Below are 21356 nucleotides of genomic sequence, written 5' to 3'. Positions count from 1 at the left end.
TTGAGCGGCATCAAAACGGTCTGAATTTCCATACAAATTGACAGAAAAGAGATGAAAATGAATGAAGGATCTATTATTGTTATTGCGAAGAGGAAACAAGTCGGCACTAGCTGCTGCTACAGTCAATTCCATTATTTCCCTCATAAAGGGAGTAGCCTATCTGTTCACAGGAAATGTGGCGATGTTCGCTGAAACCATGCACAGCCTGGGTGATACGGCCAATCAATTTTTCGTGTTTGTAGGCTCCGCGCTTAGCAAAAAAGCGCCTACCAGACGATTCCCAAATGGTTTTGGCCGGTTAGTAAACCTTGTTTTGCTAGGAGCCGTCCTTATCGTTGGCATTATGGCCTATGAAACCATATTGGAAGGATACCGACATCTAAAGCATCCCGTTGAATCGTCAGGTTTTCTTATCATCGTAGTTGTCCTGGGTGTTTCAATCATCCTTGAATCAATTGTTTTATTTAAAGCAATGAAAGAAACGCTGCATGAGGTGGGCATCGATGCGAAAGGATTGGATATCATTCCTAAAAGCATTATGAACGTGAACAAAGCCAAACCAGCCACAAAGCTGGTTTTCCTGGAAGACTCCGTTGCAACAGGAGGGGGAATCCTTGCATTACTAGCGGTATTGATTTCCCATTACACTCCCTATCATCACGCAGAAGGCATCGCGTCGATTATCATTGGAATTCTCATGTTCTATGTTGTCGGCAAGACTTTTCTTGACAATGCAGCCGGTGTGCTCGGGGAGGCGGATGAATATATGCAGGAGAAGATTGCGCGCATGGTTGTAGAAGACCCCGATATAAAAGATTTGCCCCGAATTTCAGTTCTTAAAGAGGGCGACGAATTCCATGTCGAAGTGAAAGTGGAAGTCGACCCGGCGATCACGATTGCGGAAGCTGACGATATCAGGGACCGTTTGGAAGAAAATATCCGGAAAGAAAGAGGAGTTGCCGATGTAGTTGTCGAGTTTGATGAAGACGATAAAGTGAACACCTGGGAATCCAAACAATGAAATCCCATTATTTGTAAACAAAACCCCGTTGTTGGTTAACGGGGTTAAAAGAGTTTTACCCTTATAATTTGTATCTAATTGAAAAGGTTATATAATGATAGTTAATAACTATGTCATAAAGTCGAGGGACCTATGGAAAATCAAACATATGAACTTGAAATCATGAAGGAAACTATTCAAAAACTGAACGAGAGAGTGGCTTCATTGGAAGATTCCCTTAACAAAGCTGCCATACCTATTATCCCGTCGATTGTGCCAAGCACAATTTTGATTCCATTTGCCGGGGAACTGACTCCTGAACGTTTTCAAATGGTTATTCCAAAAATTTTGGATTATGCGAGTAAGGATGATATAGACACAGCCGTTATCGATTTTACAGCCATTTCTGTGAAAGAGGTTGGCGATTTGGCCATCCTGGGCACATATATTGAGCAGCTCAATTCCTCTCTAAACCTGATGGGTGTACAGGTCATTGCTGTTGGCTTCTCTCCGGAATTCTCAAGGGAATTGGTGCAATCCGGTCTTGGGATCATTAAGGAATTGAAAGCATTCGCCAATTTCAGGGCAGCCCTGCAGTATTTGCTCAAGAAGAAAGGCCTTGAGATTGCGCTCGTAAAATAATTCAGCAGACCGCTCCCATTGCGGGAGCTTTAATTTTTTCACCCTGTCTGCCATTTTGTTATGATGAAGGTATCTTTTTAAAAAGGGGATGAGGGGCAATATGAAAACACGACTAGGAAGAACCGATCTTGTTGTCAATCCAATCGGCCTTGGCACCAATGCCGTCGGCGGACATAACCTGTTTCCGAACCTTGATGAAAATGCCGGAAGGGAACTGGTCCGCTCCGGACTTGAAAATGGCATTAATTTTTTGGATACAGCTTTTATTTACGGGCCAAAACGGTCAGAAGAAATAGTAGGGGAAGTTGTCAGGGAGAGCGGCAGGCGTTCGGATTTTGTCATTGCCACAAAGGGTTCGCATAAGTTTGTCGGCAATGAGCTTGTGAATGATAATTCTCCCGCCTTCTTAAAACAGGCGGTGGAGGAAAGTTTGCAGCGCCTTCAAACCGATTATATCGATTTGTTCTACATACACTTCCCGGATGAAGATACACCCAAGGATGAAGCCGTTGGGGCCTTAAAGGAATTGAAGGACCAGGGGAAAATTCGTGCGATTGGGGTGTCCAATTTTACGCTTGAACAATTGCAGGAAGCCAACAAAGACGGTTATGTGGATGTCTACCAGGGAGCCTACAATCTGCTTGACCGCAGTGCGGAAACAGATTTTTTCCCATACATGAGAGAGCACCAAATCTCCTTTGTGCCTTTCTATCCGCTTGCATCGGGCCTATTGACAGGCAAGTACAGCAAGCAAACCGACGTGAGCGAGAAGAACAAGAAACGGCCGCAATTCCAGCCTGGGGTGTACGAACGTAATTTGGAAAGAATCGAGCAGGTACGGCAGATTGCCAACAGCAAAGGAGCAGAAGTCTCGCATATCGTGCTGGCCTGGTACCTGACCCGGAAAGAAATCGATGTCATCATTCCAGGCGCGAAGAATGCCGGGCAGGTGCTGCATAATCTAAAAACGCTCAATATTCAGCTAACTGCAGAAGAAATCACTGCAATTGGCGAGATTTTCAACTCATAACGTAACAAAGAGTCCCTAATCAGGGACTCTTTTTTAGGAACAAATCCACTCAGTGAGGTGCTACATCCATCAAAAATTCCCCTGAAAACGAAATGAACTCCCGAACCGCAAACGATAAGTATTTGTCTTTCTTCCATATCATTCCCAAATCCAAATTGACGTCCGAGCCATAGAAGGGGATAACGGCCAGGTTTTTATTATTGATGTCATGGCATATTTTGCTTGGAAGCAGCGCGACGCCCAATTTGCCTTCCACCATTCCCAGAAGAAAATCCTTTTGCGAGCTTTCACACACGATGTTTGGCTGGAAGTTGTTCTTTGAACATTCTTCGATAATCAGGTCGTAGAGCGTAAAATCTTTGCGATAAAGGACGAAAGGTTCATTCGCCAGGTCCGAGAAATGAACTTCTTTTCTGCTTGCGAGCTCATTGTCTTTATGGACGATAAGCATGACAGGATCTTTCAGGGCGGGAATCAATTCAAAGTTGCCGGTCCGGGCTGGCAATGTGCAGATCAGTCCAATATCCAGGGTGCCATCGTCCACACCTTGTTTAATCTTTTTGGTGCCAACTTCAGTCAGGGTAATTTTGATAAATGGGAATTCCTCCTTAAAATGGCTAATCAGCTTGGAAAAGAAGGCAGCACCAACAATAGGAGGGATCCCGATCCTGATTTCCCCGCTTTTCAGCTCCATGATATCAGTCAGCTCCAATGTCAGGTTTTTGAAGGCTTCCAGCACCTTTTTCGCGTTTATCAGCACAGCCTTTCCGGCATCCGTCAATTCAAGCTGCTTGGAGGAACGGTAAAAGAGCGGAACCCCCAATTCACCTTCGAGATTTTTAATGGCCTTGCTGATCGATGGCTGTGTTACATGCAAATTTTGTGAAGCTTTCGTAAAGCTCAATGTTTCCGCAACTTCGGCAAAGTACTCCAAATGGCGAATATCCACTATGTTTCCCCTCTTCCAATTCATCTTTTTAACCATATTCGTTCATCTACAGGCAAACTCCTGCCTAATCATAACCAAAGGGAATAAAGATTATAGAAAATATGTATTTTATTTATAATTCATCACCGTTATATAATGGATTTAATTAAAAGGGGAGACACCGGAACAATTCGGTGCAAAATCGGGAAAAGGAGTTGTGAAGGATGAGTGATTTGCAAAAAGAATCTCTTTTGCTGCACGAGCAGTACAAAGGAAAATTATCTGTTGAGGTGAAAATGCCGCTTAACACGATGAAAGACTTGAGCCTGGCTTACTCGCCGGGAGTTGCGGAACCATGTGGGCAAATCCATGCTCATCCTGAAAAAGTCTACGACTATACGATTAAAGGCAATCTGATCGCCATTGTGTCAGACGGAACTTCGGTTTTGGGTCTAGGAGATATCGGTCCCGAGGCTTCCATGCCAGTCATGGAAGGAAAGGCGGCATTGTTCAAGGCGTTCGCCGGTGTCGATGCGGTGCCGATTTGCCTTGACACAAAAGACCCTGAAGAAATCATTAAAACCGTCAAGCTGCTGCAGCCCACTTTTGGAGGAATCAACCTGGAAGATATTGCAGCTCCAAATTGTTTTTATATAGAAGAAACTCTAAAAAAAGAAATGAATATCCCTGTTTTCCACGATGACCAGCATGGCACGGCCATTGTTACGGCAGCAGGATTGCTGAATGCGTTGAAACTGGTAGACAAAACGCTTGGTGAAATCAAGGTCGTCATCAACGGGGCAGGGGCTGCGGGGATTGCCATCATCAAATTGCTCCTCAATATGGGTGTAAAAGATATTATTATGTGCGACACCAAAGGGGCCATTTATGAAGGGCGCCAGGAAGGGATGAACCCGGTAAAAGAAGGAGTATCCCAGGTCACCAACCGTTCAATGCAGCAAGGCAAGCTTGGCGATGTAATCAAGGGAGCGGACGTCTTCATCGGGGTTTCCTCTGCCGGAGCACTATCCAAAGAAATGGTGGCCAGCATGAACTCAGGCTCGATCATTTTTGCCATGGCGAACCCAGTCCCGGAAATCATGCCGGAGGAAGCGAAAGCAGCCGGAGCAGCCGTTATTGGAACCGGGCGTTCGGACCTGCCAAACCAGGTGAACAATGTTCTTGCTTTCCCAGGCATTTTCAGAGGGGCACTGGATGTTGCGGCTTCTGATATCAATGAAGAAATGAAAGTGGCCGCGGTGAACGCTATCGCGGGTCTTATCGACAGCAGCGAACTATCTCCTGATTACGTGATTCCTGGTCCGCTGGACAGCCGGGTCGTGCCTGCCGTGAGGGACGCTGTAGCCCGGGCCGCACATGCGACAGGAGTGGCACGCAAACCGTTGAATCAGCTGGTGGACGTCCAGTCATAAAAAAATCGTTCAAGAAGGCATTTCCTCCATTTCCAATTGTCCTCTGTGCTCTTTTTAAATAGTAAATAGCGAAGGAGATTGATGAAGTTGAAAATATATGAAGTGATCCACACAAAAGAAATGCTTCGCTGCGAACTTCTCGAAGGTTACTATGCCATTTATCAGGAAACAGAATCCAGGGAATTTGAATTGGATAACAATGTGTTGATTCAAAAGGATATTTTGCTGGAAAAGACGGTAACCCTTTTTAAGGGGAACGCCCAATCCACATTGCAAAAAATCAAGTCTTATCCCGTTGCAGCCCCTGAAGGAAGGCGGATGGAAGAGATTCTTTTTAAAGACTTTCCTGAAATCTTCAAGCATATAGCAATTAAAAAAGTAGTATAGACCTTTAAACAAACAGCCTTTCATCGATGAGAGGCTGTTTTTTTCATTATATTGACGACTGTCAAACAATATGGTTGCTATTTAGGCACAATGGCTTGAGCCATAAGCAACCTATACGGCCCGAAATTCCTAATAAATGAGGGACTAACTTCCTGTAATTTCCATATTCGTTGACACCAGAATATTCTGAATTTAAAATGAAAACTAGTAAAGGTCTTTGCTAGTAAGAGTTCTTTCATACTTAAAACTATTACTCAAAGGAGGCATTCTAGTTTTTATTAAACCCCAGGAGGTTATGAAATGAAGAAGTTGTTCTCAGTCGCTTTAACATCCGCCTTGTTATTGTCCGCTGTCCTGCCCGCCAGCCAGGCTGTGACCGCAAAACAGCTGTCTGCCCGCGACATCCATTTTAATACGACGGTGGTGGACAGCCATAATGACACGATGATGAAAGCTGTTAACCCTGTAACTTGGCTTCCCGAAACCGACATCGGGGGCAATACTGATTTCCACATTGATATTCCAAAGCTGCAAGCTGGCGGTTTGAACGTTCCTTTCTTCGCCGCTTATACATCAGGGTATTATGGAAATAACCCGCGAAGCATCAGCCGGACATTGGCGTTGATTAATGCTCTTTACTGGACGGAGGAGCGGAACTCGGATGTACTCGAAATCACCAGCTCCCTCAAGGAAATTGAAAAGGCGAGAAGGGAAGGGAAAATAGCAGCTGTGCCAACAGTTGAAGGGGCCTATTCCCTTGAGGAGCATAATGCCATTGAACTGCTTCACCAATATTATGATCTAGGCATCCGTGCACTCGGATTTACGTGGAACTATTCAAATGCGCTGGGTGAGGGCGCAAACAGGGTGTACGGCGATACAGCCCGGACGCCATCTCCTGCCGGTCTGACCGTGCTAGGCAAGGAAGTGGCGCAGGAAATGAACAAACTCGGCATGCTGATCGATGTCTCCCATTTGTCTGAACAATCATTCTGGGACGTAATCGAAGTTTCCAAAGCACCGATCATGGCCACTCATTCTGGTACATCTTCCCTCAGGGAGCATGCCCGCAACCTGACCGACGAACAGTTAAAAGCTCTCGCGGAAAACGGCGGAGTCGTCGGAATCGTATTTTATCCGGACTTCCTGAAGTACGGCTATCCGGCAGAGAATGTGTATATCAAGGATTATGTCGATCATATCGACCATGCCGTTAAAGTGGCCGGAATTGACCATGTGGCACTTGGCTCCGACTTTGACGGCGGGCCTCTTCCAACAGACATTAAAGACGCTTCCGAGCTCTATAAGGTAACCGAAGAATTGGTGAACCGCGGTTATTCCCAAGGCGATATTGAAAAATTGCTCGGGAAAAACACCCTGCGTCTGTTAAAGGAAGTCGAAAGGGCGGCAGAACATGATGCTGCTAACGTGGGTCAGGGTCTTGCCATCCTCCCGTCACTGAAAATGGGCGAAACCGTTCCAGGCAACACACCGCTTTTAACAGCAAAAGTGGAACGAACAAATGGTGCCCCTCTGGATGAAAGCAGCCTGCGGGTGATCGTGGATGGAATTGCATACAAACCAAACTATGATTCCGCAACAAGCACCATGTCCATACAGCTGACACAGCCGTTAAAAGAGAAGTTCCATGTTGTTACATTTGAAGCGGCCAATACCGCTGGCAAAATCGAGAAGGAAACTAGAATCTTTTATATTAATCAATAATGGAGCAGAAGCACCCGCAAGCATAGCTGATGTGGGTGCTTTTCCATTTCCTGAATACTGGACCAGATGGTAGAATAAAAAAATAACAGAAAGCCATCATGGAAAGGACAGAGATACATACAATGCTTTATATATGGGATATTGAAAAAATCATCCAGCAAACATTGGCTGCACACTCTTTAAAGATCAACATCCAGTTTGACAACGAGCTGCCCGCCCCAATGAGTTATAACCTTTCTAACAATACAATCAAGTTTAATTATCTGAAAGTGAATGGATACATACGCACCATCAAAATGAAAGAAACAGACGAAAACCTCGTGAAAATCATTGTTTATCGCACGATAGGGTATTATATCGATTTCAGGAAAAGCAATTATGATCTGCGCACATTAATGTATGGCGGGGAAGAGGAAAAAGCGGAGCTTAAAATCCAGATTGAAAAAAACTCCTGGGAATATGGGAGAACACTGGTGCCTGACCCTCTGGCAAGCTCATATGACGAAGTTCACAAACAGGATAAAGGTCTGTTGATGCCATTGTAAGAAAAAAATATTTGGGGGATGGAGAACCTAATGAAGATCCGAAAACTGGTGTCGATGGACGCATCTGCGTATATAGAACTGAGATTAGAAGCATTAAGGGACACGCCTGAAGCATTTAGTTCCTCCTACGAGGAAGAAAAAGACTATCCTATTGAGCAGACAGCGAACAGATTAGATGACGTGAATTCAACTACCTTTGGGGCTTTTGCTGATGGAAACTTAATAGGAGTTGTCACACTTGTTCCAGACACAAGAATAAAAATCAGGCACCGAGCCCATATTTTTGCCATGTATGTGACCCCAAACTTCCGGAGAACCGGGGCAGGGAAGGCTTTAATAGCAAAAGCCGTTAAACAGGCTAAAGAAAACGGAACCGAACAGTTGTACTTAGCGGTTACGGCAAGCAATCAACCAGCAAAAAAACTTTATCAGTCTTTCGGGTTTACCACATATGGAGTCGATAAAAATGCTCTTAAAATTGAAGATACCTATTATGATGACGAATTAATGGTTCTATTTTTATGAGTGAAGACGAAAAATAATTAAGAGAGCTTGGGAAACTCCCAAGCTCTTTTATTAGGCACTTTCTCTCTTTATCCTTGGCATCTTCGTTTTAAATAATCTCGGGTTTGTTCCCACATAGACGCCTGATAAGACGAAAGCTGCGCCAATGGCGTGGGCCCATGTGAATGTTTCCCCGAGGAAGAGGGTCGCCATGATTACGGCGGAAACCGGCATCACATTGATGAAAATTGAAGCCTTTGCTGCCCCCACTTCCTTGATCCCATTATAATACATAACAAAAGAGATTACGGTAACAAAGACACTCATGTGGGCAATGGACAGCCAGGCGGAAACGCTGGCCTGCTGTATGTCCTGCCAGGAAGTTTCCGCTGCTGCAAAGGGCAGCAGAAAAATGGTTCCAAATATAACGGCATAAGTAGTCGACTCAACGGAAGAGAATTTATTCAGCACCACTTTGCCGACAACACTGTAAAGCGCCCAACTGACCACAGCACCCATCAGGACAAGGTCAATTGGTTGGAATCCAATTTTAAAAAGGTCTAGCAAGTGGCCATTGGTAATTATGAAGGCTACCCCGGTCAGTGCAATGATCATTCCGGCAATATGGTTGCCAGAAATTTTTTCCTTCAGAAAAAGACCTGACAGGAGCACAATCAGCACCGGATTTGCCGCGATAAACAGCGAGCTTTTGATGACGGGAGCATGCTTGGTGGCCAAAAAGAAACAAATGTTATAAAGAGCAATACCTGTCAGCCCCAAGACAGCGAATAATCCATAATCTTTCCTATTAGGCTTTATCCGGTTTTTTTCCATCACTGCCATTAGTGGAAACAGTAAAATGGCAGCTCCCAGAAAGCGCAAAAACGCCACGGTTGCAGGCTCAAAGCTTTCAACTGCTACCTTTCCGGCAATAAAAGCGCTTCCCCATGTAGAGGTAGCAAGTGTCAGCATCCCATACGTTAGCCAACGTTTTCTGTTCATAAGCAATCCCTTCATTCCAGTAAAATTTTCTACCCGTATTGTACCATCTTTTTCGGAATTCGAAATGTTTTTTTAGAGGAAATGCCATTACTTATTTGTTCCGGCTTGCAAAAAAAAGTAATTAGTAAGCTTTCTATAGAATATATCTTAATTATGTTATTTCCAGTAAAAAACACCGGACAAATGTAATCGCTTCCATTATAATAGAATTAAGTACAAGGAAAGGGGATAATGGGTATGGAACTTTTAATAGAGCAATGCGAACATAACCAAATCGAAGAACCTTGTGAAGAATGTGCACCGAAAAAAGAAGGAGAACAAACCTACGATATCTCCGAATATGATTATAATAAACGATTGTGGTTTTAAGTACGAAAGATAGCGAAGTGTAAATTAATATATGACACAAAAGCCCCCTGACTTAGGAGGCTTTTGTGTTTTTTTAAAACTTAAAAGCAATTACTCCGGGAACCTTAGGGCAGGTTTCTTTTTTTCGTACCCTGGGTATTAACCTTGTTATATCGCTAACTATGGCAGGAGAGGAAGCCTTTGAATGAAATAAAAGATTCAGTGCGCGAAGTTTTGTTTGCGATCCTTCCAGTTGCATTCGTCGTCATCGCACTCCAATTTACGATTATTTGGCTTCCTAAAGAAATGTTTTTTCAGTTTCTAATCGGGCTTGTGATGGTTGTTTTGGGATTTATTTTCTTTTTGGTCGGAGTAAATATGGGGCTGCTTCCGATGGGCGAGAAAATCGGCGAAATTTTGCCTAAAACGAAAAAAATGTGGCTGATTATTCTTACTGCTTTTTTGCTCGGGTTTTCGGTAACCGTCGCGGAGCCCGATGTAAGGATTCTTGCTTCCCAGGTTGGTGAGGTGTCCAAGGGAGATATTTCTCCAAATATGCTGATCATGGCAGTTGCTTTGGGCGTCGGTGTCTTTATTGCCATTGCCATGGCGCAGACCATTTACAGGATACCCATTCATTATTTCCTGATTGGTGGATATGGCATTGTGTTCCTCCTGGCTTTGTTCATTCCTTCCTCGTTCAGATCCATTTCTTTTGATGCCGGGGGTGTGACAACTGGTCCTATAACCGTGCCATTTATCCTGGCGCTTGGAATTGGGGTTGCTGCCGCGGTTAACAAGGAATCCTCAACGAAAAACGGATTCGGTCTTGTTGCACTTGCATCAATTGGCCCAATCATATCCGTTTTGCTGCTGGGGGTGTTCCGCTAAATGAAAGTGAAAATATTTGAAGGAATCTCCGAAGTATTAATAGAAGTGGCCTTTGCCCTTCTTCCGCTCCTCGTCTTTTTTCTGGTTTTCCAGATTTTCTTTTTAAAACTTCCTGTCGATCGTATCAAGAAAATCATTTTTGGATTTCTGTTCACTTATTTGGGCCTTGTGCTCTTCCTGCATGGCGTCCATATTGGATTCATGCCCGCAGGAAGAGAAATGGGCAAAATCATGGGGGAATTGCCGTATTCATGGGTTATTGTCCCCATTGGGTTTGTGATGGGATTTGTTGCTACCTTTGCCGAACCGGCAGTTCGAGTATTGAATAAAAAAATTGAAGGTGTCTCCTCCGGAAGGTTATCACAGAATTTAATGCTAATGACCCTGTCAATTGGAGTGGGAATATCAATCGCCTTATCCATGCTAAGAATTCTGCTTGGAATACCGCTGTTCTACTTTCTTGTTCCTGGTTACATTTTGGCACTCATCTTGATCTATTTCACCAATAAAAGTTTTATCGAAATTGCATTTGATTCAGGCGGAGTGGCAACAGGCCCCATGACAGTAACCTTTATTCTTTCCATCGCTGTGGGGATTGCTTCTGTTACGGAAGGAAGGGACCCGCTAATGGACGGGTTTGGCATGATTGCTCTGGTAGCGTTGTCACCGATTGTGTCAGTGTTGCTGCTAGGGGTTATAATCGGAAAGGAAGCAATGGATGATACAGCATAAATAGAAGCTAAAAAACGCCCTTTGGCGTTTTTTTTGTATTTTTCACTATTCCTGCTGCCTTTTCGATTCTTTGCGAATCAGTAGCATAATAAATCGAACGATCAAAAAAGTAGCATAAATGGTAGAGAAACTATAAATAGAGTTCCAGGACCTTTTATATTTAATCAAATTGGTTTTCTTCTCAATAAAATGTTCAGCTATTGCGGAGGGGAGGGAAAACAGGAGGCATTTAAATAAAATCCCGCTTAGGCTGGAGTTTTTGGTTACCTGATTAAAATAAATGCAGGTTACAGGAAAAATTAAATAGCTGAATAAAACGCTGATATCAAAGATTTTAAATAAGTTGACTGGGTACTTTAAATAGCCTTTTTTTACAAATATCGCGTCAAAAATGGATGCGATATAGCTTTTTAACAGGAAAATGATGACCCAATCCTTGATTGGCGGCTTCCTGATCAGGTTGATGAAAGAAACAATCCCGATTGCAAATAACGCTTTTAAAATTGATAGCTCCGTTTTCTTCCGCATAAACTTTCCCTCCTAGTATGGAAACCTCTATAGTTTAACCATTCACAGATTTTTTATAGTACCGGTTCTATTCCAAAAGCCGAAGAGTCCGTTATAATAAAGTCAAATAATTGATATTCACAGGAGCGGATTGGGGGAATACCATCTTGTACGAAGAAGGGTATATAGAAGTCACCGGAGGGAAGGTCTGGTACGAAATCCATAATAAAGAATTCCCAGCAACACCACTTATCATTTTGCACGGCGGGCCAGGCTCCTCCTGCTATTCCATGCAGGGGCTTAAAGCACTGAGCAAGGACCGTCCTGTTGTCTTTTACGACCAGCTGGGCTGCGGTAGATCTGATCGGCCAGATGACAATTCTTTGTGGAGAATAGAACGGTTTGTGGAAGAACTGGCCAAGGTCAGGCAGGCCCTAAGGCTAGACGATGTGCATATTCTAGGCCATTCATGGGGCACTACACTGGCAGCAGCCTATCTGCTTACGAAACCAAGCGGCGTCAAGAGCGTCATTTTCTCCAGTTCCTGTCTAAGTGCACTTTTATGGGAGCAGGACCAAAAGAGGAATATCGGGAAGCTGCCGGCTGAAGTCCAAGAAGTGATCCATCGGTGCGAAAGAGAAGGCACGACCGACTCGGAAGAATTTAAGAAAGCGATTCTAGAGTTCAACAAAACATATGTCTGCAGATTGGATCCTTATCCAGACTGGCTGAAAGAAGGGGCAAAGTATCGGAACCCTGAGGTGTACCAAATAATGTGGGGGCCTTCGGAGTTTACTGTGAAAGGAAACCTTAGAACATTTGATTGCACTTCAAGGTTAAAAGAAATCACCTGCCCGGCTCTCTATACCTGCGGACGTTTTGACGAAGCAACCCCACAATCAACGCAGTATTACAGCAGCCTTACCCCAAACTCGGCATACCATGTGTTTGAAAAAAGTGCCCATATGCCATACGTCGAGGAGCCGGACGAGTATATGCGAGTCATTGGCCGATTTTTAAATGAAGTAGAAAATTAACCGATCAGGTTTCCTGGCTACTATTGGCCGGAAACCTGTTTTTATTTGCGGGGAAGACGCTTGTATTGTCCGGGAACTGGGTTGTATTGTCGGGAAACCTAATCCTATTGTCCGGCGTAAGATCTATTGTCCGATAACCTCGTTTTATTAGCGGAAAAGAAGCTTGTATTGTCTGAAAAACCAGCTTAATTGTCCGGGAACTGGGTTCTATTGTCGGGAAAACCAATTCTATTGTCCGCAGCCCGATCTATTGTCCGGAACGCAGGTTTTATTAGCCGAAAAGTTGTTTGTATTGTCCGAAAACTGGGTTCTATTGTCAGGAAAACCAATTCTATTGTCCGCAACAAGATCTATTGTCCAAAACCCAAGTTTTATTAGCGAAAAAGCTGCTTGTATTGTCCAGAAACCTAGTTCTATTGTCCAGAAACCCAATCTTATTGTCCGCAGCAATGAAATGCAGTTTTCAATTAAACCTGCGCATCTTTCACAAAACCTCAACATTTTTAACCGAAACTACAGGTAATGGAGGATATAATATAATTAAGAAAACGCTTCCAATAAAGGCGAGGAGCAATTAGCATCCAGAAAACTTAACCGTAAGAAGGGGTGTTGAAAATGGACCATCTAGAAATTAAAGAGAAACTAGAAGCAATCAAACAGGATTTACTTAATAAAATGGAGAATCCGGATTTATCATCGGAGGAAAAAGCAAATCTTCAATTATCTCTTATGAATTATGAGTACATCATCGAATTAGCAGATATGAATCATTTCGAAAGAGGAACCAGATTGCCGTAATAGATGAACCAGTAAACAAAGAACACGCCCAGCGCTGAGCGTGTTCTTTGCCATTTTTATGTACACCGTGCACCTGCCTCCGGACGAAACATCCAAGCGTTACTTGTAAAATTCAGCTCGATTAGGCAACCCTGCGGCACATAGAGAAAACTGCTTATGGCTGCTGCCTTCCGGCTCTGACCCGTTCACAGCTGTCTATTGCGCAGGACCCAATTGTCAACGCCGACTTTTTACAAGGCAGACCAGGAACCCTTCGGCCTCGGACAGGAATTCAACCCCGCTATGGCGGATTGCGGGTTACAGGGCACCGCCAACTCCCCATCTAGCACGGTATGTATAGGCTAGATGTCAATATATGTGATGATGGATAAATTCGGCGCATGAAATGGCTGTAAGCCAGGTTCTGTGCCTGCGTGCTAAACGATGCCACTCTCGCACAACAGGTGTAATCATATGACTATCGATTTGCAATCGATCCATCCTTTTGGTTCATTTCCCGCAGGATGGTGCCCCTACCATAGTTTGGGTTGCTCGCTCGCGGGGTTTACCCTCGTTCCACTTCCTCCGTTTCCGGAGGACATCGTCACTGTGGCACTTTCAGGCTAATCTCAGCATATCCATAAGGACTTAGCATGATTTCACCGCCGTCAGCAGAATCTGCTGCCCACCTTTGCAGATGGCACGAACACTCCGGGCATCTCAGCACCGGGCGAGCCTGGACTTTCCTCAACTCATGTCTGGCATGAGCCGCGATTACTCACCATTTCATTACAAAATATATCTTACCATGTTGTTGTGGAATCATCACTAGTAGATAGGACCCAGTGGTGGAATAATCTTGAATTCTTATTTTTTAAATACATGATTGCCGATTACAGCCGTGGTTTGCCTGGTGTCGAGCCAGCGATTGGTGGCAATCGCCGGATTATAGAAGAATACCGCTCCATTGACGGACTCTCCTTCGCTAGCTAGCGCTGCATGGACCGCCTTGAACGACTGTTCATCGGCCGGCTTATTGATTTGCCCGTTTTTTACTGGCTGAAACTGACCGGGGGCATAAATCACCCCTTTTACGGAGTCCGGAAACTTCTTGCTTTCCACTCTGTTCAAAACAACTTCCGCCACAGCCACTTTTCCTTCAAATGATTCGGATTGTGCCTCTGCCCGAACAATTCTTGCCAGTAAATCCACTTCGGCATCTGTTAACTTCATGCTTTTCCGGCTGTTAGAAGTCGCCTTTACACTTGTTCTGCTTCCTGCATCAGGAACTTTCGTTTCAGCTGAAGCAACTTGGCTGGCTTTGACTGACTTTATAGGCTCTTTTTCCCTCGTATATGCAACCCTTTTAACATTCTTGCTTATGTTAATAACTTCACTCTGACTTTTATGATGTCCCACATGAACGGTTTGTCCCGGATGAATAAGGTTCAGGTTCGTTATTTGCGGATTTGCCGAAGCGAGCTCCTTAAGGGGCATTCCGTGCTCCAGGGCGATTTTTGACATTGAATCTCCTTTGGTTACTGTATAGGCGAAGGCTGGAGAGGCGAAAAGTAATGTTCCAAGTAACGTCAATACACCAATCATTTTTTTCAATTTCTGGTCCTCCTGGTTGATTTGATTTAGCTTGAAACAAGCTTTTATATAAATCCATTTCTATGAGAAGGAATAATAGAATAGTATTACAGTTCATTACAGTTAAGTTACACGGCAGGAAATGGGAGAAATTTCTTGCCATGGCTCTAGTAAAATTCACACGCTGCTTTCAGACTTTGACTGGCACTTTTCCTGGAACTTTCCAATAAGATACAATACAAATATCACTTCTAAGGAGATCCTCATGAAAAAAGTACTGCTTTTTGGAGATCCAGGAATAGATGACGCCATTGCCATCATTTATGCTTTGCTCAATCCACAAATCGATTTGGTCGGAGTGGTAACCGGGTATGGGAACGTGGACGAGAAACAGGCAACGGACAATGCTTCGTATTTGCTGCAGCTGGCAGGGAGACCAGATATCCCGGTCATCAGGGGAGCAAGGGGGCCTTTTACGGGGGAGCTAGTGACCTATTATCCTGAAATTCATGGGCCAGAAGGGCTTGGGCCGATCAGGCCGCCGGAAAATCTGGTAACAAATGTGCAGGATTACAGAACCGTTTTCGATTTGATCTCAACCTATAAAAAGGAATTGACGATTGTTGACGTAGGCAGAAGCACGTCCTTGGCTACCGCTTTTATAATAGTTGGTCCAGAAAAGGTTAATCAGGTAGACAGCATTTATCTAATGGGGGGGAATTTTCTTTATCCCGGCAATGTGACCTCTGTGGCAGAAGCCAATTTCCATGGAGATCCTATCGCTACAGACCTTGTACTTGAAAAAGGAAGGAATATCACGGTTGTTCCATTAAATGTTACCAACACCGCCATCATTTCTCCTGAGACCGTCAACCTGATTTCCAGATACCCTTATAATCCTTTCTCATCGCTTATCAAACCAATCATAGAGTTTTATATCGATGCATATAAAAAGCTTATCCCCGGCTTGAATGGAGCACCCATGCATGATGTGCTTACTTTATTTGCCCTTCTCAATCCGCAGGCTTTCCAATCCATTTCCAGGCGTGTCCGTGTCGATGCTTCTGAATTGTCCAGAGGCAGAACCATTGCCGATTTTCGGGCCAAACCTGAGGCTCAGCCTCCGGAATCCCTCGAGAGGATTCTTCTTCAGTACGATTACAATGCTTTCCTAGCCGATTTTGTTTCCACCATGACGAACCGAATTTAAAAGGGAGAGTCAAACCTGTATGTTTGACTCTCCTTTTTCATTGCTAGGGGATTCTGTTAATAGAGCAGTAGGGCTGCGCCAAGGTAACAGACAAGCGAAATTCCAGCCCCAATGGCGGAAATTTTAAGCTTATAGCGGGCATAGTCGACGATATGCATATCGAGAATGGATGCAGTCGTAATCGTTGTATCACCCAACGGTGAAGCTAGGGCCCCAAAAGCTCCGCTGGCAAAAACGGCACCAACGGTCAAAGGGATGGAGGCCCCAGTAGAGGCCGCCAGTGAAATGCCTAATGGCATGAATAATCCCCAGGTCCCCCAGGAGGAGCCGATAAAATAGCCAACAACAGACCCTAGCAGGAAGATGGTTGCTGGAGTAAGGGAGGGAGGCAGAAACGATCCCAGCGAAGAACTGATGAAAGAAGAGAATCCCAAATCCTCGGCTGCAAGTGTCAGAGACCAAATGAGCACAAGCAGGCTGATCGCCTCCATCATTTGATTCCCGCCGTCATAAAAATGATAAAGAAGTTCATCCAATTTCTCCCGCCGCGTCACGTAAAAGATAAAAGAGAGGACAAGAGAAAGAAAAACAGCCAGCAGCATGACAAAGGTTGCGTCAGCCATTGAAAAAGCATCAAAAACAGTTTCTGCCCCCTTGTTTTTCCCATCTTTCCATAATAAAGATAAAGACAGGCCCAGGAGCAGGAAAACAGGAAGGATCAAATTCCAGGGCTGTGCTTTCACCAGCTCAAGTTCCCTTTTGATTCCCGCCCTGTGAAATTCATGTTCCTTTTCCTCAATGTTTGTTTGTTGCTTAGTGTTCCTTTTAGCCGGATTCCACAAAGTTTGAATAATGCCAATCACCAGCATGACGATCGCAAAGAAATTAAAAAGGATGCTCAGCAGGAAAATCTCATAAGCCGACATCCCTAGATGGAGGGGGCGGATTCCTCCTTCCACAAGCGAAACCATAAAGCCAACGAAGGCTGTGGCCACTGGCAGGAGCACGATGACTGACTCGGTAGAAATGTCCAGAGTAAAACCGACCTTCTGCTTGGAAAGATTCATTTTTTTAACAAGTGATTTCACAACTGGGCCGACCATCATAATCCGGAACATCGGCATCATGAAAGTGAAAGGGAGTGTCAGCCAAATCAGACCCAAAAGACCTCGTTCATTTTCAATCCTGCTGCCGACCCACTCCGAAAAACCTTTTATCCCTCCCGAGATATTCATCATTCCTACCAGGCCGCCAAACAAATACAGAAAGGCGATAATGTTCATGTTGGTTTCATCGGACAGCGTGCCAATTATATAGGATACGGTCTGGTAAATTCCTTCTATTAATGTTGGTTTTACAATAAAAGACCCTGCAATCAGCCCAACTACAAGGCCTGGCAAAATGTTTTTAAGCCAAATCGCCATTGAAATGACAATCAGGAAAGGCAGTATAGAAAGCCAGGTATACTCCAATATTTTTCCTCCTATACTTACTGCATTTGCATTGTTGTTTTTTATTATGAGCATGGTCCACGAATCTTATGAAAAGCTTAAGCACTGAATTAGCGCCATCGTTTGACAAGGACAGACATTTATCTGCTGTTTGGCGAGAAACAAGGAACGTTCATTGCTATACAATTTCATTCCTATACCTGTAAAATATTTCAGTCTGTATAACAGGGGCATGAACTATGAACCGGGACCATATTCCCGTATTTCAATATAGCCGGATAATTTTATCTTTCTTTTAAATAAGAGATATTGTAGAACGAAAAATAGGAAAAGCTTACTCCTTTCGACGTATTACTTTAAATATTCAGTCTATAATAGGCTTGTTTTTAAATATATTGGAGAAATAGGGAGGTGCAGTCTTTTCGTGAGAAACAAACAGAATTGGATGAGGAAGCTTTTGATGGCCGGTGCAGTTACGGGCCTGGGGTTATCGGTCGCTGCTCCAGGTTTAAGCCAGCCGACAGCAGCTATCGGGCAGCCAAATTTGCCGCTGCCAAAGCAGGAAACTGTGTCGATTGTCCAGCTGGAAATTCCAAACGATAAAGCAAAGGAAAAACTGTTTGAGCTTGGGATTGATCTCACCCATAGGATTCATGAACATGACGGCAAGATGGAAGTGGACGCAGTCGTAACACCTTCTGAAATTGCCAGCCTGAAGCTGCATGGGATCCAAGTAAAGGACACGCTGATTACAGAAAGCCAGTGGAATGCAAGGACAGCGGAAAGGGAAGCGGCCAGCCAGCTGCAATCAACTCTCACAGCTTCCGAGGATACCATTAAAATCCTTCGCGCCAGCCATTATACCAACCAGTCTGATACATTCCTGTACGTGGAGGCAAAGACAAGTGCCGGGGATACGGCGAGCACGGCCCTAACCGCGAACTGGACCGAAAACGGAGTCGATAAATCAGCAACGCTAAACCGGTTTGTGGATTACGGAGAATACATATATCATTACTTCGAGGTCCCAGTCACGGCTGTTCCTTCTTCCGTAAAAATTACGAGCAATCTCGGCGGAACGGCAAGCAGTGCCATAACTGAATGGCTGGGAGCGGACAAGCCTGGCAATACGAAAAAGCATTATGTAACTAATTTCGTTGATCATTATATGACACCGGCCGAATTGTATGAAAGAGCCGAAAGGCTGGCAGACGAATTCCCTGATCTGGTAGAAATCATTGAAATGCCGAACAAGACGAATGGGTATCGGCGTGTGGCCCAGGCGACCGTCGGAGCAACTACAAACTCTGCTGTCGTTGTTTCCTCTAAAGCCTGGGGCCATGAGGGCGGGAATGATATCTCTGTTGAGTTTAAAAATCCGGGGACCAGCAATTCTCCGTTAAATGTAGCAGTAGAGGGGAAAAATATTTCGGTAAATCTTGCAACGGATGCTGATGGCAAGACATCAAGCACTGCCCGCCAGGTAGTAGATGCTCTTAATAGCGAAGCAAAAAGTCTTGTTGCAGCAGCTACCTATCGCGGCAATGCGGGAACAGGAGTGGTGGTCCCAGCAAATGCAAAATTATCGGACAACCTGAACGCACCTGAAAATGTCTCTCGTGAACCAATGACCGTCAAAGCAATCAGAATCGGCAAACACCGTGACGGCTCAAAACCGGGTGTATTAGGCTACGCACAGGAGCATGCCCGTGAGTGGGTTACACCGCTCGTCACAATTGAAACGGCCGAGCGCCTGCTGCGCAACTATGCCCATGATGGCGAAACGAAGCAGCTTGTGAACAACCTGGATATCTTCCTAATTCCGTCCGTGAACCCGGATGGGGCGAACTACAGTTTTTATGATTTTAACATGCAGCGAAAAAATATGACGAATCACTGTGCTCCCACTCAATCAGATCCTGGCTACCGAACTTCGTGGGGAGTTGACTTGAACCGAAACCACTCCATTGGCTCTGCCTTTGATGGTTTTGTCGGTGCCTCGACTACAAACTGTTTGAGCGGTACTTACGCCGGCCCTGCTGAAAATTCAGAACCTGAAGCAAAAAACCTTGTCTGGCTCGCGAATCAATTTGAAAACATCAACTTAGCGATGAATATCCACAGCTATGGCGGCTACTTCATGTGGTCACCGGGTGCATATGACCCTAACCGGACAACCTTGCCGCGACCTTCCGCAGGGGAAGAAGCGTTTTACTGGGCAGCCTCCGATAACATTCTGAATGACATTCAGGACCACCGCGGAACAGTTATCCTTCCTAGCCGTACGGGCCCGATTCCGGATGTATTGTACTCGGCAGCTGGAAATTCAGCGGATTATCTATGGTATGAAAAAGGAATCTATGCCTGGAATTTTGAAGTCGGTGCCGACTTGTGGGATAAAGAAGCGAATAGATGGAGAGCGGTCGGATTCCAGCCGGCTTACGAAGAAGGCCATGAGGAAGCAATGGAATTTGCCAATGGTCTGATCGGCTTATTAAAAGTTGCCTACAGCAACTCGAAGGACAAACAGCCGCCATCCACAAAGGCAGTGCCGGGTAGCGGGAAGTTTAACGGGCCAGTGCATGTCGGATTTGATACAAACGAAGCGGCCACTATCTATTACACGCTTGATGGAAACCGGCCGACTTTCAAGTCCCAAAAGCTGCAATTAAGCGGAACACGGGAACCGGCAGAAACCTTGAAGATAGAAAAAACAACGACGATTAACTGGTTTGCGGTTGATCCTGCCGGCAATATAGAGAAAAACTATAATCCTTTGACCAATGCCAAGAATTTTAACTCTGTTACAATTTCTATTAAGGATTAGAACGGGGCGAGTTGACCCTTAGGGTCGACTCTTTTTTTTGTGTAAAACATTACCATTGATTCGTTTAGGCTACGGTGTTATTCTAATTTAGCTGCTTCGTCAGCAGATGAAAAACAGCACAGCGAATCTTTTCTGAAAATAATCTTTGAAAAAAGATGTTGACGAAATGAAATTGCTGATGTAAGATTATATTCCTGCCGCCGCTGATTTAGAGGTGGCTAGGTAAAAAAATTGTTCTTTGAAAACTAAACAAACAAGCGTCAACAAACAATATTATCGTGTTTCTTCTATTATATAGAGATTCACGAGCCAACGTTTTATTTTATGAGCTAATCACTCACTTCTTATTGGAGAGTTTGATCCTGGCTCAGGACGAACGCTGGCGGCGTGCCTAATACATGCAAGTCGAGCGGATCTTCGGGAGCTTGCTCCCGATGGTCAGCGGCGGACGGGTGAGTAACACGTGGGCAACCTGCCTGTAAGACTGGGATAACTCCGGGAAACCGGGGCTAATACCGGATGATTCATTCCCTCACATGAGGGAATGCTGAAAGACGGCTTTTGCTGTCACTTACAGATGGGCCCGCGGCGCATTAGCTAGTTGGTGAGGTAACGGCTCACCAAGGCCACGATGCGTAGCCGACCTGAGAGGGTGATCGGCCACACTGGGACTGAGACACGGCCCAGACTCCTACGGGAGGCAGCAGTAGGGAATCTTCCGCAATGGACGAAAGTCTGACGGAGCAACGCCGCGTGAGCGAAGAAGGCCTTCGGGTCGTAAAGCTCT

The 21356-nt window shown here is 44.8% G+C and carries 20 protein-coding genes, 1 rRNA gene and 2 other RNA genes; 16 read left to right on the top strand and 7 right to left on the bottom strand.

Annotated elements, in window-relative coordinates:
- Positions 1 to 61 precede the first annotated feature (61 nt).
- The 3 genes from WQ57_RS17755 to WQ57_RS17745 all read left to right on the top strand — a co-directional run bounded on the left by WQ57_RS17755 (position 62) and on the right by WQ57_RS17745 (position 2672).
- Complete coding sequence (locus tag WQ57_RS17755) at positions 62 to 1021, top strand: cation diffusion facilitator family transporter (protein WP_046525107.1); 960 nt, start codon at positions 62 to 64, stop codon at positions 1019 to 1021.
- Positions 1022 to 1153: 132 nt separating this feature from the next.
- Complete coding sequence (locus tag WQ57_RS17750) at positions 1154 to 1642, top strand: STAS domain-containing protein (RefSeq protein WP_052948805.1); 489 nt, start codon at positions 1154 to 1156, stop codon at positions 1640 to 1642.
- Positions 1643 to 1742: 100 nt separating this feature from the next.
- Positions 1743 to 2672 (top strand): aldo/keto reductase, encoded by a 930-nt coding sequence (locus WQ57_RS17745; protein WP_046525106.1) that lies wholly within the window; start codon positions 1743 to 1745, stop codon positions 2670 to 2672.
- Positions 2673 to 2721: 49 nt separating this feature from the next.
- Here the strand turns inward: WQ57_RS17745 and WQ57_RS17740 are convergent, their stop codons facing one another.
- Positions 2722 to 3621: a LysR family transcriptional regulator gene (locus WQ57_RS17740; protein WP_046525105.1), complete on the bottom strand. Its 900-nt coding sequence runs from the start codon at positions 3619 to 3621 to the stop codon at positions 2722 to 2724.
- Between the two features lie 203 nt (positions 3622 to 3824).
- On the opposite strand from WQ57_RS17740, the gene ystJ reads away from it, so the two are divergent.
- The 5 genes from ystJ (at position 3825) to WQ57_RS17715 (ending at position 8215) form a co-directional block, all read left to right on the top strand.
- Positions 3825 to 5033 (top strand): NADP-dependent malic enzyme, encoded by a 1209-nt coding sequence (ystJ, locus tag WQ57_RS17735; protein WP_046525104.1) that lies wholly within the window; start codon positions 3825 to 3827, stop codon positions 5031 to 5033.
- Positions 5034 to 5114: 81 nt separating this feature from the next.
- The gene (locus tag WQ57_RS17730) at positions 5115 to 5420 is read left to right on the top strand and encodes a hypothetical protein (protein ID WP_156183177.1); all 306 of its coding nucleotides are present in this window, start codon (positions 5115 to 5117) and stop codon (positions 5418 to 5420) included.
- Positions 5421 to 5720: 300 nt separating this feature from the next.
- Positions 5721 to 7145, top strand: coding sequence for a dipeptidase (locus WQ57_RS17725; RefSeq protein WP_046525102.1), 1425 nt, complete (start codon positions 5721 to 5723; stop codon positions 7143 to 7145).
- Between the two features lie 122 nt (positions 7146 to 7267).
- On the top strand, positions 7268 to 7690 hold the full coding sequence (locus WQ57_RS17720) for a hypothetical protein (RefSeq protein ID WP_046525137.1): 423 nt from the start codon (positions 7268 to 7270) through the stop codon (positions 7688 to 7690).
- A gap of 30 nt (positions 7691 to 7720) precedes the next feature.
- The gene (locus tag WQ57_RS17715; RefSeq protein WP_046525101.1) at positions 7721 to 8215 is read left to right on the top strand and encodes a GNAT family N-acetyltransferase; all 495 of its coding nucleotides are present in this window, start codon (positions 7721 to 7723) and stop codon (positions 8213 to 8215) included.
- Between the two features lie 51 nt (positions 8216 to 8266).
- Here the strand turns inward: WQ57_RS17715 and WQ57_RS17710 are convergent, their stop codons facing one another.
- The gene (locus tag WQ57_RS17710) at positions 8267 to 9196 is read right to left on the bottom strand and encodes a DMT family transporter (RefSeq protein WP_046525100.1); all 930 of its coding nucleotides are present in this window, start codon (positions 9194 to 9196) and stop codon (positions 8267 to 8269) included.
- Positions 9197 to 9433: 237 nt separating this feature from the next.
- On the opposite strand from WQ57_RS17710, the gene WQ57_RS27355 reads away from it, so the two are divergent.
- From WQ57_RS27355 to WQ57_RS17700, 3 genes are all read left to right on the top strand, one after another.
- A complete protein-coding gene (locus WQ57_RS27355) occupies positions 9434 to 9565 on the top strand; it encodes a hypothetical protein (protein WP_277620301.1) in 132 nt (43 codons plus the stop codon).
- Positions 9566 to 9745: 180 nt separating this feature from the next.
- On the top strand, positions 9746 to 10435 hold the full coding sequence (locus WQ57_RS17705) for a DUF1538 domain-containing protein (protein ID WP_046525099.1): 690 nt from the start codon (positions 9746 to 9748) through the stop codon (positions 10433 to 10435).
- The gene (locus WQ57_RS17700; RefSeq protein WP_046525098.1) at positions 10436 to 11167 is read left to right on the top strand and encodes a DUF1538 domain-containing protein; all 732 of its coding nucleotides are present in this window, start codon (positions 10436 to 10438) and stop codon (positions 11165 to 11167) included.
- A 45-nt stretch (positions 11168 to 11212) separates the two neighbouring features.
- Here the strand turns inward: WQ57_RS17700 and WQ57_RS17695 are convergent, their stop codons facing one another.
- Positions 11213 to 11695, bottom strand: a complete 483-nt coding sequence (locus WQ57_RS17695) for a CBO0543 family protein (protein WP_046525097.1) — start codon at positions 11693 to 11695, stop codon at positions 11213 to 11215.
- Between the two features lie 143 nt (positions 11696 to 11838).
- Between WQ57_RS17695 and WQ57_RS17690 the strand changes: the two genes are divergently transcribed.
- The gene (locus tag WQ57_RS17690) at positions 11839 to 12711 is read left to right on the top strand and encodes a proline iminopeptidase-family hydrolase (RefSeq protein ID WP_173427576.1); all 873 of its coding nucleotides are present in this window, start codon (positions 11839 to 11841) and stop codon (positions 12709 to 12711) included.
- Positions 12712 to 13326: 615 nt separating this feature from the next.
- Positions 13327 to 13509: a DUF3896 family protein gene (locus WQ57_RS17685; RefSeq protein WP_052948804.1), complete on the top strand. Its 183-nt coding sequence runs from the start codon at positions 13327 to 13329 to the stop codon at positions 13507 to 13509.
- A 65-nt stretch (positions 13510 to 13574) separates the two neighbouring features.
- Here the strand turns inward: WQ57_RS17685 and ffs are convergent.
- From ffs to WQ57_RS17680, 3 genes are all read right to left on the bottom strand, one after another.
- Positions 13575 to 13840, bottom strand: an RNA gene (gene ffs / locus WQ57_RS25970) — signal recognition particle sRNA large type.
- Between the two features lie 56 nt (positions 13841 to 13896).
- Positions 13897 to 14274, bottom strand: an RNA gene (gene rnpB / locus WQ57_RS25965) — RNase P RNA component class B.
- Positions 14275 to 14355: 81 nt separating this feature from the next.
- Entirely contained in the window at positions 14356 to 15093 is a 738-nt protein-coding gene (locus WQ57_RS17680) for a cell wall hydrolase (protein ID WP_084820317.1), read from the bottom strand.
- Between the two features lie 253 nt (positions 15094 to 15346).
- Between WQ57_RS17680 and WQ57_RS17675 the strand changes: the two genes are divergently transcribed.
- Positions 15347 to 16291, top strand: a complete 945-nt coding sequence (locus tag WQ57_RS17675; RefSeq protein ID WP_046525093.1) for a nucleoside hydrolase — start codon at positions 15347 to 15349, stop codon at positions 16289 to 16291.
- Between the two features lie 56 nt (positions 16292 to 16347).
- Here the strand turns inward: WQ57_RS17675 and WQ57_RS17670 are convergent, their stop codons facing one another.
- Positions 16348 to 17763 carry a Na+/H+ antiporter NhaC family protein gene (locus WQ57_RS17670; RefSeq protein WP_052948803.1) on the bottom strand — a complete coding sequence of 472 codons (1416 nt, stop codon included), beginning with the start codon at positions 17761 to 17763 and terminating at the stop codon, positions 16348 to 16350.
- 403 nt (positions 17764 to 18166) lie between these two features.
- On the opposite strand from WQ57_RS17670, the gene WQ57_RS17665 reads away from it, so the two are divergent.
- Entirely contained in the window at positions 18167 to 20569 is a 2403-nt protein-coding gene (locus WQ57_RS17665; protein ID WP_206540555.1) for a M14 family zinc carboxypeptidase, read from the top strand.
- A gap of 344 nt (positions 20570 to 20913) precedes the next feature.
- Positions 20914 to 21356, top strand: a 16S ribosomal RNA gene (locus WQ57_RS17660); the annotation flags it as partial.

Source organism: Mesobacillus campisalis (assembly GCF_000986785.1).
In the GTDB taxonomy this organism is placed as follows: Bacteria; Bacillota; Bacilli; order Bacillales; family Cytobacillaceae; genus Mesobacillus_B; species Mesobacillus_B campisalis.
Note: the sequence above shows the minus strand (reverse complement) of the source record. Positions and strands in the feature narration are given on the sequence as shown.